The 18297-nt window shown below is 60.3% G+C and carries 13 protein-coding genes and 1 pseudogene; 9 read left to right on the top strand and 5 right to left on the bottom strand.

Annotated features, from left to right (window positions below; translation table 11 throughout):
- Together ACEWE8_RS04135 and ACEWE8_RS04130 are read left to right on the top strand one after the other, a co-directional pair.
- Positions 1-1020: ThiF family adenylyltransferase (locus ACEWE8_RS04135; protein WP_395589221.1), on the top strand; the 1020-nt coding region annotated here is incomplete at its 5' end.
- Positions 1021-1315: 295 nt separating this feature from the next.
- Positions 1316-1717 (top strand): Mov34/MPN/PAD-1 family protein, encoded by a 402-nt coding sequence (locus ACEWE8_RS04130; protein ID WP_052750421.1) that lies wholly within the window; start codon positions 1316-1318, stop codon positions 1715-1717.
- 72 nt (positions 1718-1789) lie between these two features.
- Here ACEWE8_RS04130 and ACEWE8_RS04125 read toward each other — a convergent pair whose 3' ends face one another.
- The 4 genes from ACEWE8_RS04125 to ACEWE8_RS04110 form a co-directional block, all read right to left on the bottom strand.
- The gene (locus ACEWE8_RS04125; RefSeq protein WP_046785946.1) at positions 1790-2371 is read right to left on the bottom strand and encodes a hypothetical protein; all 582 of its coding nucleotides are present in this window, start codon (positions 2369-2371) and stop codon (positions 1790-1792) included.
- A 250-nt stretch (positions 2372-2621) separates the two neighbouring features.
- Positions 2622-3845, bottom strand: a complete 1224-nt coding sequence (locus ACEWE8_RS04120) for a site-specific integrase (protein ID WP_046785947.1) — start codon at positions 3843-3845, stop codon at positions 2622-2624.
- 343 nt (positions 3846-4188) lie between these two features.
- Entirely contained in the window at positions 4189-5460 is a 1272-nt protein-coding gene (locus ACEWE8_RS04115) for an integrase arm-type DNA-binding domain-containing protein (RefSeq protein ID WP_046785948.1), read from the bottom strand.
- Positions 5461-5611: 151 nt separating this feature from the next.
- Entirely contained in the window at positions 5612-6526 is a 915-nt protein-coding gene (locus ACEWE8_RS04110; RefSeq protein ID WP_012314827.1) for a LysR family transcriptional regulator, read from the bottom strand.
- Between the two features lie 205 nt (positions 6527-6731).
- On the opposite strand from ACEWE8_RS04110, the gene ACEWE8_RS04105 reads away from it, so the two are divergent.
- From ACEWE8_RS04105 to pgm, 7 genes and pseudogenes are all read left to right on the top strand, one after another.
- Positions 6732-7754 carry a zinc-dependent alcohol dehydrogenase family protein gene (locus ACEWE8_RS04105; protein ID WP_046785949.1) on the top strand — a complete coding sequence of 341 codons (1023 nt, stop codon included), beginning with the start codon at positions 6732-6734 and terminating at the stop codon, positions 7752-7754.
- A gap of 604 nt (positions 7755-8358) precedes the next feature.
- Positions 8359-9744 carry a hypothetical protein gene (locus tag ACEWE8_RS04100; protein WP_046785950.1) on the top strand — a complete coding sequence of 462 codons (1386 nt, stop codon included), beginning with the start codon at positions 8359-8361 and terminating at the stop codon, positions 9742-9744.
- Complete coding sequence (locus tag ACEWE8_RS04095) at positions 9734-11080, top strand: aminotransferase class I/II-fold pyridoxal phosphate-dependent enzyme (RefSeq protein ID WP_046785951.1); 1347 nt, start codon at positions 9734-9736, stop codon at positions 11078-11080. The genes ACEWE8_RS04100 and ACEWE8_RS04095 overlap by 11 nt, the downstream gene beginning before the upstream one ends.
- 62 nt (positions 11081-11142) lie before the next feature.
- Entirely contained in the window at positions 11143-11634 is a 492-nt protein-coding gene (locus ACEWE8_RS04090) for a GNAT family N-acetyltransferase (protein ID WP_046785952.1), read from the top strand.
- A gap of 112 nt (positions 11635-11746) precedes the next feature.
- Positions 11747-13396 carry a VRR-NUC domain-containing protein gene (locus ACEWE8_RS04085; protein ID WP_046785953.1) on the top strand — a complete coding sequence of 550 codons (1650 nt, stop codon included), beginning with the start codon at positions 11747-11749 and terminating at the stop codon, positions 13394-13396.
- Positions 13393-15654, top strand: a pseudogene (locus ACEWE8_RS04080) (ATP-dependent DNA helicase). The gene ACEWE8_RS04085 and the pseudogene ACEWE8_RS04080 overlap by 4 nt, the downstream one beginning before the upstream one ends.
- A gap of 86 nt (positions 15655-15740) precedes the next feature.
- On the top strand, positions 15741-17378 hold the full coding sequence (gene pgm, locus ACEWE8_RS04075) for a phosphoglucomutase (alpha-D-glucose-1,6-bisphosphate-dependent) (protein WP_046785954.1): 1638 nt from the start codon (positions 15741-15743) through the stop codon (positions 17376-17378).
- 39 nt (positions 17379-17417) lie between these two features.
- Here pgm and ACEWE8_RS04070 read toward each other — a convergent pair whose 3' ends face one another.
- Complete coding sequence (locus ACEWE8_RS04070; protein ID WP_046785955.1) at positions 17418-18116, bottom strand: pirin family protein; 699 nt, start codon at positions 18114-18116, stop codon at positions 17418-17420.
- Positions 18117-18297 lie beyond the last annotated feature (181 nt).

Below are 18297 nucleotides of genomic sequence, written 5' to 3'. Positions count from 1 at the left end.
CTACCCTCGAACTACCCAGATTACGCCAAGGCAGGTAGCAGGACGTTGACCATCTTCAAGGTCGATCAGGGCGACTCGGTGATTCTGAAAGCTGAGCCGTCCAGACCCGACGATCAATCGAAGACGGTGCGAATGGTGCCGGTGATGGTTGAGCCGGTAGGAACGACCACGCTGGCCGGCTTTCCAGAAACACTTGGGAAATTACAGGATCAACTCGTTTCGTGGGGGAGCGATCTCTACGGCGCCTTGTATGACACCGTCTACGAGGCAATCGAAGGGGGGATATCGCCCGCGCACGGAAAAGGCGAGGGTATTCTCATCACCGTGTGGATTCCTCGCGTCCGTGAAGGCGGTGCTGAGCGGATCGATGTCGCGGGATACATGCTGAATGCTTCCCTGTTTGACCTTGCGACTGCATTGGACATGCTTGGTATGCCTGATGCAAAAGGGCTGTGTCAGCGGATCACGTTGTTGGGTGGGGCTGCCGGCTCGGCCTGGCGTTCCCTTTCACTGATGCCTGTGGAAATCCGCACAGCACTCACTCCGCAAACCGCACGAGATCTCTCCGGCACCCCAGAAGAGCACAGTGAAATCAAAGGCGTACTCGCCGGAGTGGGCGCTCTGGGTAGCGTGTTGGCTGATTTATGGATACGCCAAGGGTGGGGGCAATGGACTTTCATCGATCCTGACCGATTGCTGCCTCACAACCTTTGTCGGCACATCGCTTTTGATGGATTCGTTGGAATGCCCAAGGTCAAGGTATTGCAGGAAATGGCTTGTGCTACCTATCCCAACTGGACGCCACCTAGCGCTATTGATCTAAGTGTCCTGGACGAGTCCGCAGAGGTCACCTCATCGTTGACCAGCGCCGACCTTGTCGTCGATGTCACTACAACCTTCGGGGTGCCCCGAGAGCTTGCGCGCAGAGATGAAGCTCCGCGTACAGTAAGTCTATTCGTCACTCCTTCTGGTCAGTCTTGTGTGATGATTTTGGAGGACGAGGCGAGACGGCATCGTTGATGGTTTGGAAGGCCAATACTATCGGGCACTTCTTCATCATGAGTGGGGACATACGCACCTGGTCAGTCATCTGGGTGACCGCTGGGTGGGCGGGGGATGTCGAGATATTTCGGTCAGACTGTCGGGCGAATACATCCACTTGCACGCAGGGATTCTGGCTAGACAGCTCCGCAAGTCGGTGGCGAAGCCTCAGGCCAGGATCTGCGTTTGGGAGTGTGATGAGCAGTCGGGAGCGGTAAGAACGCACGAAATTGAAGTTGCCCAGATACATTCAGTGGAGTCTGCTGGATGGACGGTGAAATATGATGAGGCCCTGGTTCAGAAGCTGCTCACCTCTCGCCTTGCGGCGCTGCCGAATGAAACGGGGGGCGCGATTCTCGGCGTCACCGACCTGAAAACGAAGACCATCGTTATCGTGGATGTTTTACCAGCTCCCCCAGACAGTGAGGCGAGCCCGAGCCACTTTATAAGGGGACAGGTAGGCCAGGCTGAGGCCCTGGGCACAGTGCACTCGCGCACTGCTCGGGTGGTTGACTACGTAGGGGAATGGCACTCTCATCCTGATAATTGTCCTGCTCGCCCGAGCCAGCTGGATGAGCATCTGCTGGATACACTTCATCGCAAGATGAGCGCGGAAGGATTGCCAGCGCTCATGGTGATTGCGTCCAAGGGGGAGGTTGCGGTGTTTGTTCGGTAACGAGCGTAGACCACGTCGCTAGGTTGGCAGTGCGGCGCGGTGAATGGGCGGTCTGAGACCGCCCTGCAACGTTTAGATGAGGCCGCTTTTCTTTTGCTCGCGACGATAACGCCGCTTGACCTTATCCATGGGCGGATTCTCAACCACTCGATCGCGCTGATGGAACAACGAAGGGAAGTTTGCTCTGACAAGGTCGGGAGGCGCGACGGCAAATGAGGCCCAGTTCCATTGCCAGGCGATGAACTCCGCTTGGGTCTCGATCACATACAGCGGCATGTCGAAAATTTCTCGGAAATCCATAATAGCCAGCCTGCCGTGGTCGGCACTGGGCATTCGGATTTCTCGGCCATGCTCGTCCCAACCAATGAAGTACGAATCATAGCTGATCGACTTCCCGTCGAAGTGGCTGAGGCGGATGTGCCCAATGTCCTGTTTGGGTACACGGATGCCGCAGATCTTCTTCATCAATCCCGTGTAGTAGTCACCAAGGCGATCGGACGGAGCGGTTTCGACACACTGTGTGAAATGCTTGAAACTCTGATAGCCGAGACGCTTGGCAAGGTAGTTCAAATACTGGGTATGTTTAAGCTTGGGGGCACCGGCAACCTCAGTTTCTTTGAAGGTTTCGATGATAGATTCGGCTGTGAAAGGCATGACATTGACTCCAAAGTCATGGCCGTAAAAGCACCTTGCCAGGGGACAAGTCCTGGATGCTTCGCTGGGCTTGCTGCGAGCCGGGCTGGCCACGGGGAGTAATGTGGTTAGCGTCAAAACACCGATCTTTCCCACGCAGCAGGGCGGTTCACGGCGACCTGGGCTCTAGGCCCTGTCCATAGGATAACTAGGTGCTAACAGAAATTTCAATCGGATACAGCGGAAGCCAAAAATCTACATTGCTGTTTTGTCACTTGCTTACAAAGCAGTAATGAGCCCAATCGTGCATGAGTTGGACGCGTTTCGGCCATAAAGTACCCCGCTGATACGCGGCTTCAACGCTATCAGGGAGCTTATGGGCAAGGGCATGCTCGCATACCTCACGAGGGTGATGCGTTTGCTCCGCTGCCCAGATTCGAAAGGTGGAGCGAAAGCCATGCTGTGTGAGGTGCCCCAACTCCATACGCCTCAGAACGGCAGTGAGTGACATGTCCGATAGCTGTTTTCCTCGCGGGGAGGGGAACACGTATGGACTATCTGCGATGCGAGGCAATGATTTGAGCAGCTGAACTGTTTCGGGCGACAGCGGTACAGAGTGTTCCTTGCCTGCCTTCATTCGTGCTGCCGGTATCGTCCATGTCGACTCTTTAAAATTGATCTCGCTCCACTCTGCGCCACGTACCTCACCTGACCGGCAAGCAGTCAAGATTGAGAACTCCAGTGCTCTGGCCGAGACACCTTTGCGCTTGCTTAACTCCCGCATAAAAGCCGGAGCTTCCGCGTAGGGGAGGGAGGCGTGATGTTCAACCTTCTGGACTTTGCTTCTTGCAGGTAGCTCATGCTCCAAATGGCCTTTCCAGCGAGCTGGGTTTTCACCTTGGCGGTATCCGCGGAAAGTCGCCCAATCGAGAATGTTCTCGATCCGGCCCCTGAGCCTGCTCGCGGTTTCCGCCTTTGTGTACCAGAACTGTGTGGGTTCGCTAGGCGAACCGACCTGTTGCTGTAGGACCTTCAACACCAGGTTCGTGTCGACCGCTCCGATAGCCAGTTCACCGATGATTGGATAGGCATAGGCCTCAAGAGTATTTTCCCACTGCTGGACGTGTTTCGGATTTTTCCAGCCCGCACGGTTGGCTTGGATGTAGGCCAGCGCACACTCTTTGAAGGTCTTATGCCGGGCAGCCTCAAGCTTGGCTGCCTGCTGCTTTGCTTTTTTTGCTTCGAGAGGGTCGATACCCTCAAGCAGGCTTTTTCGATGCTCCAGGCTCTTCGAGCGCGCTTCGCTGAGAGAAACGGTGTGTACAGGGCCAAGTCCCATGTCGCGAGTCTTGCCGTTTCTGGTGTAGCGGAACACCCAGGACTTCCCACCTAGTTTGCTGACCTGCAACCAGAGACCGCCGCCATCCCCGTAATAGCCAGGGTCCTTTGCTTTTTGCACCGCGAGAGCGGAGAGCTTGTTGATGCCACGCGCCATGATTCATACCCATTTTTCTACCCACGTTTTATAGCTGGATTTGAGTAGATGGTGCAAGACGTTGGTGGACGTGATGTGGACTGGAGGCCAGTAAAATCAGAGTCTCCATGGAAGTATGTGGACGTTGGTGGATATTGCTCAGGCGGACTACGCTGCATTCTAACTAATCTTTCTAACTTATTGATTATTATGACTTTATTTTCATCGGTTTGGCTGGGTCGCGTGAGTTCGAATTCCGAATGCTCCGCCATACTCACGAAATTGAATTGGCTCTTCCTGATAAGGCAGTTGTTGTGATCATGGCAAGAAGGAAGTGCACGTAGAATTTGTACTTTCCCGACAACTACTCTGCTGCTGTAAGTTTGGAGTTCTTTCGAAGCCGATCGAGGTAGTCCGCCCAATGCTGCGCTGCTTCTCGTCGCTGCGGTAGCAACTGCGCGCGCGCATACACTGCGCCCAGAGCGCCTGGCATACGGTGAGACAACGACAATTCCAGCACAATCGGATCGATGCCCAAATGCTCGTGAGCGATAGTGCGGTAGGTGGCGCGGAAACCGTGCGCAGTGATGCGGTATTCCGGCCAGATCCGCTGGTAGGCCTTGGCCAGGGATGTGGCGTCAACTGGATAGCCTGGGTAGATCGGCGATACAAAGACCCAGCCATTGCCCGCTTCATCCACCACCCGTCGTTCATGTAGTTCACGCAACAGTACAAGGGCTTGCTCCGGCAGTGGCACGATGTGTTTGCTCTTATCCAGATGGCGTGTTTTCCCTACTACATAGCGCCAGTCGGCGCTGACCAGATCAATGTCTTCCCAACGCATTTTCACCAGCTCGCCGGGGCGAACCGGCAGCATGACCAGCAAGCGCATCGCAGTGCTCACGCTGCTCGGGCTGAGCTCATCCAGACGAAGCAGAAGGTGACCCAAATCGGCTGGTCGTTCGATCGCTGGATTACTGGTCACCACATGGCGAACCTTGAGCTCTTCGGTGTTGCTCAGGGCCACGTTACGCTCCACCCAGCCACGGCCCTCAGCGAAACCGAGCACGGCACGGATGATGGTACGCACGCGCTTGGCCATGGCCAGTGTGCGTGCTCGGCGCAGGGTAGCGATGATCTCGATGATGTGGTCCAGTTTGATCTCGCTGACGGGAATGTTGCCGATCGTGGGCAGGATGTGATTGTTCAAAGCGCCGCGAAAGCCCGCGAGGGATTTGCTCACGAGGTCGTGCGACTTGAAGGCCAGCCACTGTTCGGCGACGTAACTGAATGTGCGTTCCTCATTGAGTAGCTGATCGGCGATTTTCTTGCGTTTGGCCTTCAGCGGGGCGACGTGATGAGCTACGTTCTGGCGCGCGGCTCGGGCCAAGTCGCGGGCGTCTTTCAAGCCAATGTCGGGATAACGGCCGATCGCGTACACGTTCTCCTTGCCGTTCAGGCGATACCTCATCCGCCAGTATTTTGCGGCAGGCTTGTTCGACTTCTGCGAGGCCTGAACATGCAGGTAAAGACCGGGTACCTCGCCGTCGGCGTACTTGCCGGGTTCAGCAATGGCACGCAAGAAGGCATCGCTGAGTTTACGCCGCAATGCAGGCGTGGGGAGGGAAGTCGTCATGTGCGGGTACTTTTTTTCGAAATGGAAAAAGTACCCAAAAATATACCCGCAAGCGCATTGGAAATGAGCGGAATACGACGGACGGCCTTGGACGCATGGTCAGGTTAAGATACTGATTTTATTGGTGTTTGCGGATCTTGATGGAAGTCAGTCACAAGCTATCGGGATCCCCGAAGAACATCTGTATCCGCGACCTTAACCAGCGCTCCGCCGGGTCATTGTCCTGCGCCCCTCGCCAGGCCATGTGCAACTCGAAGCTGCGCACCGCTATCGGCAGGTCTTCAGCCCGCAACCCGCCCGCAGCAGTCAGCGCATCAGCGGTGTAATCGGGCACCGTGGCAACGATGTCGGTCCCCGCCAGCAGGCTGCCCAGGCCGTTGAATTGCGGCACGGCCAGGACCACATGGCGCTTGCGGCCGATCTCTTCCAGCGCTTCGTCGATGAAACCGGACAAGTCACCAGCGAACGACACCAGTGCATGCGGCCGTGCGCAGAAGTCGTCGAGGGTGATGCTGCCGGGCACGCTGTCGGCGCGCAGCAGCTTGGGCATGCTGCGGCGCAGCACCTTGCGCTTGGCGTTGGCGGGCAGTTCGCTGGTGTAGCTCACCCCCACCGAGATTTCGCCGGAGGCCAGCAGGGTAGGCATCAGCAGGTAATTGACCCGGCGCACTACCAGCACGATGCCGGGCGCCTCGGCGCGGATGCGCTTGAGCAGCTGCGGCAGCAGGGCGAATTCGGCGTCGTCCGACAGGCCGATGCGGAACACCGCGTTGCTGGTGGCCGGGTCGAACTCGGCGGCGCGGCTGACCGCGGTGGAGATGGAATCCAGCGCCGGCGACAGCAGGGCGAATATTTCATGTGCCCGCGCTGACGGCTCCATGCTGCGGCCCGTGCGCACGAACAGCGGGTCGTCGAACAGGTTACGCAGGCGCGACAGCGCCGCGCTGATCGCCGGCTGGCCGAGGAACAGCTTCTCGGCGGCACGGGTCACGCTACGCTCATGCATCAGGGTTTCGAACACGATCAGCAGGTTGAGGTCTACGCGACGCAGGTCGTTTCGATTCATCGGTGCGCTTCGCCTAAAGTGGGGCAGGGGTGAATCTTAAGGCCAAAGGCTGTTAACCTGCACCGATTTGTGGGGCCGATGCACAGAAATGTGAGGTGCCCAATCGATGACAGGCATGTCGACTATTAATAGCCACTGATGGTCTAACGGCAAAAGCCCGGATAAAGTCCGTGGTAATACGAGATTCACAAAGGCGAGGTATGCGATGTCCCGCATGATCCGGTTCCACAAGTTCGGCGCTGCCGAAGTGCTCCGCTGCGAGGAGCAGGCCGAACCGTCAGCTGCTGTCGGCGAGGTGCAGATCCGCGTCGAGGCCATTGGCGTGAGCTGGTACGACGTGCTTTGGCGGCAGAACCTGGCGCCGTCCCAGGCCCGCCTGCCAGCGGGTATCGGCCACGAGATGGCCGGCGTGGTGACTGCGGTGGGTGAGGGTGTCGATGACATTGCAGTGGGCGACCGGGTGGCCAGCTTCCCGGCGACCAGCGCCAATGATCACCCGGTATACGGGGATGTGATCGTCCTGCCGCGCACGGCGATTACCCGTTACCCGGACATCCTCACCCCGATCGAAGCCAGCGTGCATTACACGCCGCTGCTGATCGCCTACTTCGCTTACGTCGACCTGGCCAGGGCCAAGGCCGGGCAGACCGCGCTGGTCACCGATGCCAGCCATTGCGCAGGGCCCGCCTTCGTGCAGTTGGGCAAGGCCTTGGGGCTCAAGGTGTTCGCTGCCACCAAGGAGCCGGAGCAGCGCGACTACCTGCTGGGCCTGGGGGCTGACAAGGTGATCGTCACCGAAGAGCAGGACTTGCTCCTGCAGGTGGGTAAGTACACTGACGGGCGCGGTGTGGACATGGTCCTCGACGGCATGGGTGGCCCGCAGATGTCACTGCTCGGCGATGTACTCGCGCCACGTGGCAGCCTGGTGCTTTATGGCCTGCAGGGTGGTAACCAGACACCATTCCCGGCCTGTGCGGCGTTCCAGAAGAACATCCAGTTCTACGTTCACTGCATCGGTAACTTCACCGGCAAGCCGGAACTGGGCATTAGCCAGGACCAGGTTGCGCTGCAGCGTGCCCTGCGTGATATCAACCAGTTCACGGCAGACCAGTTGCTGACACCGCAGATCATCAAGGTGTATCCGTTTGATCAGGTGGTTGAAGCGCACCGGTATATGGATGAGTGTCCTTGTGGCGGCAGAGTGGTGCTGGACTTGGCGGCGGGCTGATATACGCTGGATCTAAAGGGAACCCGGGCTTGGCTCGGGTTTTTTTTCGAGTGTTCACAGCTTGATGGTGCGCCTCCCTCGCGGCGCTCGATATCCGCACGCCATAAAATTCAAAGCGTGCACTTACCAATACTTTACCTCCTCGACAATCCGTGAATAGTCTCATGTTAGGATTTTTCCTACGGTTAACTAGTATCCGTCCTACATAAAAAATATTGCCACCTCGCGTGCATGCAAATGCCTTGAAAAGTCTTTCTCTTTGAAAACTTCCCCGTGTCGAGCGCACAGTGAGTTGCCATTCGGCTGAATGGTTTTTTTACCGGCGTCTGTATCTGTTAATCGTTGAGCAACGCTTGATAATGGCGTAATGATGCTTTACGCAAGGAGCGTGCAATGGAGAAGATCAACCCTGGCTTTTGGTGTTTTGGCGCGGCGGAGGGCTCACGCAGGGGTTCATTTCTCTCAATGGCATGGCGACAGTAATTCGTCACTTCAATTTCTCTTAAAGTTTTGTAGGAAATTTCTTCAGGCTTGATTCGCCGCCTATTGATTCATGAAAAAGTGCATTGTTGGCGGTGGAAAGAATGAAGTAGTGAGGTGACATGTGAGCAATATCCACGACCAAGCTATGCACCATATTTACCAACAGGTGCTGGATCGCGTGTTGGGCCATATGTCCCAGGTCCAGCGCGCCTCTTTGCAGCTGTTGGTCCAGCGTTTGCTGGTAGCCGCAGGTGGCCCGGAATATATCGGTACGTTCAGGTTGCTCGTGCTGCTAGGCGCAGACTGCCATAGCGCCCGGCTGCTGGCGGTCTTGCGTGCGGCCCAGTTGAGTATTGCCCAGCGTGCACCTGTCACCTTTCAGTTGCAGGTGGTGGCGGTGTGCTTACCCGCGGCCAGCAACGCGCTTCTTGAGCAACATGAGCGTGTGTTCAGTACCTTGTTTCTGCATGACGATCCACGGGTGCAGCTCCAGATGCTCGAAGCCGGGCAGGTGGTTTCGTTCAGCCGAAGGCCCTATCTGGCGGTCGAACCCTGGGCGCTGGCGCGCGACGCCTTGCTTGTGTTCGGCCATCTTGTCGATGCGCGGCCCGAAGCACTTTTGGGCAGTCGCATGCACCTGGAACTGGGTGCAGCCTTGTGTCTGGCGCTCGACGGCCATCCGGCAGTCGATGCAATGGTCACCGCCATGCCTGCGCGACAACGGCTGCGTTACCTGGCGTGGGCCCGCAGGGGGCTGCGCCAGGCCGGTGACGGGGGGAGGGCGAACCTGCATCAGTGCATGGCGACGCTTGCCGAGCGGTTGAGTCAGTTGCACAACACTGCCGGCACTTCACTTGGCGAGCCGGAAAAACCGGTTACCGAGCGTCACTCGGACCTTCCGGTCAGGCTGATTACCCTCGACGACCTGTTGCCCCAGCTACTGAGTGAAGGTGAGCTGGACTTGATGATGGAGTGCCACTTCGAGCCTGTGCAGAAGGCCATGCCACTGGCCAGTTTTCTCGACCCGCTGGCGTTGGCTCAGTTGCATGAACTACGGTCGCGCTGCAATGCTCCTGTTGAGTCAGGCCCGGCGCCGCGTCTGCATTGCGAAAGGGCGCTAGCACAGGCATCGCAGCAAAGCCGTTTTGCCAAGGCCTATGGCCTTGAGCACACTCAGCTCGTTTGCATGTTCCACAGCCCATTCGCCAACAAGGGGCGCAGGTTGGAGCGCTTTCTGCAATGCTGCCACGCCGATATGCTGGTGGCACTGCCTTATCTGCATCGCGTCATGCAGGGAAAACCTTGTCCCGATCCCGTCAAGGATTGGTTGGTAAACATCAGTGGTTTGTCCCTTGCTCAATTGCGAGCTATTTACGAAGGGCGTTTGCATCACAGCGCCTGGCCCTTGCTGGCAAACCTGGCACGGCGTGATGTGCATCTGGCGCTACTGGCCTGCCGGCCCGCTGCTGGTTTGACTGCCTGCGGGGGCTTACCTGATGGGGCGTGAATTCGCTTACCAGTCGGTGTATCGATATCTGCAAGCGCTTATCGATGAGGCCGCGCGGGGAGGGGAGCGCCGTTTGCCCTCACTGCGTGCCCTGTCGCGGCACCTGCGCGTTTCACTGGCCACTGTACAAACAGCCTACGGGTTGTTGGAACATGAAGGGCGGGTGCTGTCGGTGCCTAAATCCGGGTACTTTGTGCCGGCCGGCGCCATCACCGGCGTGACGGCCACTGCAGAGTCGGACCAGGCCATGCTGGCGCATCCGGCGATGGAGCGTGCGTTGTTCGCTCACGAAAGACGGCTGGCGCGACAGCGTGCACGTTCATTGCCCGGTACCCAGAGCTCGGGAGAAGTTCGCCTGCGGCATGTATTGGCCGAACGTTACACTCGATCGTCCCGGCAATCCTGGCGTGCTGAAGATGTGCACCTGGGGCCCGACATGCAGGCTTTGCTGGAAACGCTGCTCGAAGCATTGGCGTTGCAGGGCAGCACGGTGCTGGTCGCATCGCCGTGCTGCTGGCGTTTGCTGAGGGTTTTGCAGCGCTTTGGCTTGCATGTGCTGGAGATGCCCGTTAACGACCACGGCAGCCCTGACCTCGGCAGCCTGGCTCGCCTGTTGGGGCGTGAGTCGGTGCGCATGATGGTGATGCCGTCATGCCTTGGCATGCCTACGGGACGGTTGATGTCGCAACAGGACCAGCGGCAGATTGCCCATTTGCTGGCCTCGCATCCTGTCTGGCTGCTGGAAAACGATCTGGACAGCGAGCACTGTTTCGACACCCCTCCGGGGGCACGTTTGCGTGACTGGGTCGACCAGCGGTGGCTGTTGGTGCTGGGGTCGCTGCAAGCGTTGGTCGGTGCCGAGGCCCCCTATGCGTATGTGCTGGGCCTGCATGGCACCCTTGCCGAAGGGTTTGCCCGACGAGGCTACCAGCTACCTCCTGTGCGTCAGCATGCCTTGGCGCAGATGCTCAGCAACGGCGAGGTCGACGGGCAATTGAACCGGCGTCGGCTGGAGCTGCGCAAGCGTATGGAGCATTTATGCCATCAACTCAATGTGTGCCTGGGCGGGAAGCTGGTTTTTGACATGCCTGACGGGGGGTATGTCCTGTGGGTGCGCATGCTTGAGCCAATCGCCTTGGATCGGGTTTCGCCAGCTTTGTCTGGTCCGGCCTTGCAAGTACTGGCAGGTGCGCGGTTCAGCGTGCAGGGGCGTTATCAGCACTACCTGGCGCTCACCTGGTCAGGCGACCGACCAGAAGCGCTGAGCGAGGCGCTCTACCGGTTGAAACAGGTGCTGGCGCCGCGTCGAGGACGGCAGGCTGGCAGCAAAAGCTGATCGCCAGCCCTGGCGTGTCACGTATCATGGCGCCCTGTTCATTCATATTCAGGAGCATCTGCATGGGCACCCCACATTTTCGCCAACCTGTTCCCCAGGATGCCGAACGCTGCTACGAGATTGAAATTGGCGCGTACGAGGGGGATGAAGCCGCGACCCTTGAAAAGATCCGCACCCGTATCGCGCAGTACCCAGAGGGTTTCCTCCTGCTTGAGGTCGACGGCAAGGTCGTGGGGTTCATCAACAGTGGCTGTGCCCACGAGGTGGTGATTTCCGATGAGGCCTTCAAGGAGCTGGTAGGCCATGACCCGGCGGCCGCGAATGTGGTGATCATGTCCGTCGTGGTGGACCCGGCTTGTCAGGGCAAGGGTTACGCGAAATTGCTGATGAATACGTTCGTGCAGCGGATGGCTGCGCTCGAGAAGCGCACCATCCACCTGATGTGCAAGCAGCAGCACGTCGAGTTGTACCGCAAGATGGGCTACCAGTACGTGAAGCCATCGCCCTCGGACCACGGCGGCATGGCCTGGCATGAGATGGTCATGGCGCTCTGACGTGGCTCAAGCGCCATTGGTCGGTTGTTTGCCAGCCTGACCCACGGGGCTTGCCAGCAGGCGTTATCTGTATGTATAAACAGTGTCCGTTCCTGCTGCCCGACCCCGCCCTGTGATCGCCCATTCCGTCGACGACCCGCTCTACTACCTGCATAACTTCCGCCAGGTACTGCTGTGGGTCGAACACCGCTATGCCGACCTGCTCGATACCCAGGAGCTGGCTTTCATCCATGCTTTTGCCAGGCTCGAAGAGCCAGCCCAGGCGCTGCTGGTGCGCATGGTTATGCGCAAGGGCGAGCTGTTTCGCAGTGACCGGCTGGACTATGCCGAGATCGGCGATACGCGTGCGGCCTTGCAGCCACTGCAGGCGTTGGGCTGGGTGCGTGAACCCGAGCAGTTGAGCCTGGAACAGTTGTTCGCCCTGCTGCGCAAGGAGGAGCTGGCCAGCGGTTTTGCAGGCCTTCTGAGCCGACCGCGTGCGGCCAAAAGCGATCTGCTCGCGCAACTTCAAGCCTTGGAGCTGGCGCCCAGGTCACTGTCCGATTGGTTCGCCAGTGCCCCTGTGCGCATCGTGCAGTGGTGCCTGCAGCCGCTGTGCGATCGCATGCGTCTGCTGTTCTTTGGCAACCTGTACCAGGACTGGTCCGATTTTGTTCTTGCCGACCTGGGCGTGCTGCGTTTCGAGCAAGTGCCATTCAGCCCCGCCTCGCGTGCCTTGCAGCAGCGCAGCGACGTTGATCTGGCCATGGCTTTGCACCAGTGCGCCGAGCGTCTGGAGTTGGCTGAGGCGCCTGCGTCGATCCTTCAGGCGTTGGCGGGCTGGCGCAGCGACAACCCCTGGCTGGCCCGGCGTCACGCGCGCTTGCTGTTTGCCCTGGGCCAGCAGTGCGAGCGCCTTGGCGACTGGGACCTGGCATTGACGGTGTATGCCCAGAGCAGCCATGCGCAAGCGCGCATCCGCCAGGTGCGGGTGCTGGAGCGCAGCGAGCGCTGGCAAGAGGCGCATGCCCTGGCCCTGCACCTGGCCCAAACGCCTGCCAATGCCCTGGAAGTGCAGGCGCTTGAGCGCATGGTGCCGCGCCTGGTGCGCAAACTGGGCGGGCCGGCGCAGCGCCGGCGGCGTGCCACGCCCGCGCAGGTGATCGAGCTCGAGCTGCCTCGCGAGCAGGCCGCGTTGGGTGTCGAGGAGGCTGTTCGGCAGCACCTGGCGCAAGCAGGCGGGCAGGTTCACTACGTCGAGAACACGCTGCTCACCAGCCTGTTCGGGCTGTTGTGCTGGGACGCGATCTTCGCCCCGATTCCCGGCGCGTTCTTCAACCCCTTCCAGGCTGCACCGCAAGACCTGCACGACTGCGACTTCCAGCAGCGGCGCGCCGTACAGTTCGACGCCTGCCTGGGCCGGCTCGACGACGGCTCGCATCAGCAGGCCATCCTCGACTGCTATGCCGCCAAGCAAGGGCTGCAATCGCCGTTCGTGTTCTGGCAGATGCTCAACCATGCCTTGCTCGTGCAGGCATTGGCCTGCCTGCCCGCAGCCCACCTCAAGCAGTGTTTCCTGCGCCTGCTGCAAGACATACGCAACAACCGCACCGGCATGCCTGACCTGATCCAGTTCTGGCCGGAGCAGGGGCGTTACCGCATGGTCGAGGTCAAAGGCCCGGGCGACCGCCTGCAGGACAACCAGTTGCGGTGGCTGGAATTCTGCGCCGAGCAGGGCTTGCCGGTGGCTGTCTGTCATGTGCGCTGGAGCGAGGGCGAGTGAGCTACCGCGTGGCGGTGCGCGCTTTGTGTGAGTTCACTGCCAAGGCCGGTGACCTCGACCTGCGCTTCACGCCGTCGCCCACTGCCCAGGAGGGCATCGAGGGCCATCGCCGGGTAGTGGCCAGGCGGGCCGCCGGGTACCAGGCGGAGGTCGCACTCGAAGGCGCTTATCAGGGCTTGCAGGTGCGCGGCCGCGCCGACGGTTATGACCCCGCCGCAAACCGTCTTGAAGAGATCAAGACCTACCGTGGTGACCTGGCTCGCCAACCTGCCAATCATCGCCAACTGCACTGGGCGCAGGCCAAGGTCTATGCCTGGCTGCTGTGCCAGGCGCGGCAGTTGCCCGCCATCGAGGTGGCGCTGGTTTACCTGAACGTGGACAACGACGGCCAGACCTTGATCAGCGAGCATTACAGCGCCGTCGAGCTGCAAGCTTTTTTCGAAACCCAATGCCTGTGTTTTCTGGCCTGGGCCCAAGGGCAAACGCAGCGCCTGGCCGAGCGTGACCGCGGGCTGCAGAGCCTGGGCTTTCCTTACCCGCAGTTTCGCCAAGGCCAGCGGCAACTGGCCGAAACCCTGTACAAGGCGGTCAGCACCGGGCGCTGCCTGATGGCTCAGGCCAGCACCGGTATCGGCAAGACCCTCGGCACGCTGTTCCCGTTGCTCAAGGCCATGGTGCCGCAACAACTCGACAAAGTGTTTTTCCTGACCGCCAAGACCCCAGGCCGTGCACTGGCGCTGGATGCCCTGCAGCAGATCACCCGGGCCACGGCGCAACCCGCGCTGCGCACCCTGGAGCTGATTGCCCGCGACAAGGCCTGCGAGCACCCCGACAAAGCCTGCCATGGCGACGCCTGCCCATTGGCCCAAGGCTTCTACGACCGCCTGCCGGCGGCGCGTGAGGCTGCGGCCCGGTAGCCGTTGCTGGACCGCGCGAACCTGCGCGAGGTGGCCCTGCAACACCAGGTCTGCCCGTACTACCTGGGGCAGGAAATGGCGCGCTGGGTCGATGTACTGGTGGCCGACTACAACTATTACTTCGACGCTCATGCCCTGCTGTTCGGCCTGACACAGGCCAACCAATGGCGCGTTGCGGTGCTGGTCGACGAGGCTCATAACCTGGTGGAGCGTGGCCGCGGCATGTACAGCGCCAGCCTCGACCAGGGGCAATTGCTGGCGCTGCGCCAGCGCAAACCGCCAGGGCTGGCCAGCGCGCTGGACCGGCTGAACCGCCAATGGAATGCCCTGTACAAGGCGCAGCGAGCGCCTTATCTGGCCACCGGGCAACTGCCGGAGGCCTTTCTACGTGCGCTGCAGCACTGCATCGGGCTGATCCAGGAGCGCTTGAACGAGTCGCCCGTCGAAGTGGATACACACATCCTGCAGTTCTATTTTCAGGCGCTGCAGTTCAACCGGGTTGCCGAGCTGTTCGATGAGCATTTCCTGTTCGATGTGAGCCTGCGCGAAGGCCCGCGCCAGCGTCGCCTGGCCACCTTGTGCCTGCGTAACGTAACGCCCGCCAAACTGCTCGGCCCGCGCATGCAGGCAGCGCGCAGCGTGACGTTGTTCTCGGCCACGCTCAGCCCCCGGCATTTCTACACCGACCTGCTCGGCATGCCACCGGATACAGCGTGGCTTGAAGTGGCGGCGCCGTTTCGCGCCGAACAACTCGAAGTGCGCATCGCCAGCCAGGTGTCTACCCGTTATCACGAACGTCAGGCCTCGTTGGCACCGATCGTTGCGCTGATCGCCGAGCAGTACCAGCGCCAACCCGGCAACTACCTGGCCTTCTTCAGCAGTTTCGAATACTTGCAGCAGGTGCATGCGCTGCTGGCTGAGCAGTACCCGGCGATCTCGGCCTGGGCTCAGGCACCAGGCATGGACGAAACAGCACGCCAGGATTTTCTTGCGCGCTTTGCCGCAGACGGCCAGGGCGTCGGGTTTGCCGTGCTGGGCGGTGCCTTTGGCGAAGGTGTCGACCTGCCGGGCAACCGGCTGATCGGTGCATTCGTCGCCACCCTCGGGTTACCCCAGGTCAACCCGGTCAACGAACAGTTCAAACAGCGGCTGGGCCGCCAGTTCGGCGCTGGTTTCGACTACGTCTACCTGTACCCCGGTGTACGCAAGGTGATCCAGGCTGCAGGCCGGGTGATTCGCGGCGATCAGGACCGCGGCGTGCTGGTGTTGATCGATCAGCGCTTCGCCGAGCCGCATGTGCAGCAGATGTTCCCCAGCTGGTGGCAGATAGCCCGCGAATAATCCTCGGCAAGGCCTTCGCACCTCGTTGCAACTCCCAGTACACTGCGTGTTCCAACTCCAACATCCGTTGAACTCGAGGTTTCTGCATGACGCTCAGTCCTTTGGCAGGCAAGCCGGCTCCGGCCAGCGTGCTGGTCGATATTCCCCGCCTGCTCACCGCTTACTACACCGGCCGCCCCGACGCTGCCGTAGCGGCCCAGCGCGTGGCCTTCGGCACCTCGGGCCACCGGGGCAGTTCGTTCGACCTGAGTTTCAACGAAGACCACGTGCTGGCGATCACCCAGGCCATCTGCCTGTACCGCCAGGAACAGGGCATCGACGGCCCGTTGTTCATCGGTGCCGATACCCACGCGCTGTCCGCGCCGGCAGCCGCCAGTGCCCTGGAAGTGCTGGCCGCCAATGGCGTGCAGGTAATGCTGTCCAAGGACGATGAATACACCCCGACGCCTGCGGTGTCCCACGCCATCCTGTGCTACAACCGTGGCCGCGATGGCGGGCTGGCCGATGGCATCGTCATCACCCCCTCGCACAACCCGCCGCAGAGCGGTGGCTTCAAATACAACCCGCCCAACGGTGGCCCGGCTGACAGCGATGTGACCAAGTGGGTCGAGGCCAAGGCCAACGAACTGCTGGCCGCAGGCCTTGCCGGCGTCAAGCGCTTGGACCATGCGCAGGCCCTCCAGGCCCCGACCACCCAGCGCCACGACTATGTCAGCCACTACGTTGCCGACCTGGAAAACGTCATCGACTTCGACGTCATCCGCAGCGCCAACCTGCGCCTGGGCGTTGACCCGCTGGGTGGGGCAGGGGTGCGTTACTGGTCGGCGATCGCCGAGCACTACAAGCTGAACCTGGAAGTGGTCAACACCGAGGTCGACCCGACCTTCCGCTTCATGACCGTCGACTGGGACGGCCAGATCCGCATGGACCCTTCGTCGCCATACGCCATGCAAGGCCTTATCGGCCTGCGCGAGCGCTTCGATGTGGCGTTTGCCTGCGACCCGGACCACGACCGCCATGGGATCGTCACCGCCGATGGCCTGTTGCAGCCAAACAACTACCTGGCCGTGGCCATCGACTACCTGTACCGCCACCGTCCGCAGTGGCGCAGTGACGCTGCCGTGGGCAAGACGGTGGTGTCCAGCGGCCTGATCGACCGTGTTACCGCGCGTCTGGGCCGTGAGTTGTATGAAGTGCCGGTGGGCTTCAAGTACTTTGCCCAGGGGCTGTTCGACGGCTCGTTGGGCTTTGGCGGCGAAGAAAGCGCCGGCGCCTCGTTCCTGCGCAAGGACGGTACGGTCTGGGCTACCGACAAGGATGGCTTGATTCCGGCGCTGCTGGCCGCCGAGATGACTGCACGCACCGGCCGTAATCCAAGCCAGGCCTATGCCGACCTCACGGCGGCGCTGGGCAAGCCGTTCGCTACCCGTGTGGAAGCGAAGGCCGATGCGCGGCAGAAGGCATTGCTGAGCAAGTTGGCGCCGGAGCAGGTCAAGTCGACCGAGCTGGCTGGAGAGCCCATCGAGCGGATCCTTAGCCACGCACCCGGCAATGGCCAAGCCATCGGTGGCCTGAAGGTGATGACCGCCAACGGTTGGTTTGCCGCGCGGCCTTCGGGCACCGAGGACATCTACAAGATCTACGCCGAGAGCTTTATCGACGAGGCGCACCTGCAACGCCTGGTGGCAGAGGCGCAGGTACTGGTGGATGCCGCGATTGCCTGATTGACCTGTGAAGCAGGGCCGCAGCGCGGCCCTGCTTGTTCAAGCCACATCGACCAGCACGATCTCACTGTCCTCGATTGCGGTCACCCGCAGCACGTCTTCCTGCTCGATCGCCACGCCATCGCGGCCTTTGGCCCGCAGCCCATTGACCTCGACCAGGCCCTTGGCCGGCACCAGATACCCTCGACGCCCTGCATCGAAGCGGTACTCGGCCGTTTCGCCTGCCCGCAGGGTTGCCGCTACCAGGCGCGCATCGGTGCGGATCTGCAAGCTTTCTTCATCGCCCGCCCGGCCGCTGGCCAGGGTCACGAAGCCTTCACCACGCTCGCCTTTGGGGAACGGCCTGATCCCCCATGACGGCGCATCGCCAACGCGTTCCGGCACGATCCAGATCTGGAAAATACGGGTATCGATGTCTTCCAGGTTGTACTCGCTGTGCACGATGCCGGTACCGGCACTCATGACCTGTACATCGCCGGCCTCGGTGCGGCCTTTGTTGCCCAGGCTGTCCTGGTGAGTGATAGCGCCTTCACGCACATAGGTGATGATTTCCATGTCGCGGTGTGGATGCGGTGGGAACCCGCTGCCGGCGGCGATCAGGTCATCGTTCCATACCCGCAGGTTGCCCCAGTGCATACGCGCCGGGTCATGGTATTCGGCAAACGAGAAATGATGATGGGCATCGAGCCAGCCGTGATTGGCGTGGCCAAGGCCTTCGAAAGGTCGCAGTTGCAGCATGATCGTGCTCCTTGAATGGGTGGAATGGCCTTATGATGCTTCAAAGAAAGATCGAAAATAAGCGTAAATATCGGCTAATTATAATCGTTTAATTAGATTGTTTTGGGCGATGTGAAGTGTGCGATTCATCGCCTAATCTACTGATCTGCAAGCATTCGCTGGCGATTTTTTGCCGATGCGG

The sequence above is a fragment of the Pseudomonas sp. TR47 genome, from assembly GCF_044143025.1.
Lineage (GTDB): Bacteria > Pseudomonadota > Gammaproteobacteria > Pseudomonadales > Pseudomonadaceae > Aquipseudomonas > Aquipseudomonas putida_E.
Note: the sequence above shows the minus strand (reverse complement) of the source record. Positions and strands in the feature narration are given on the sequence as shown.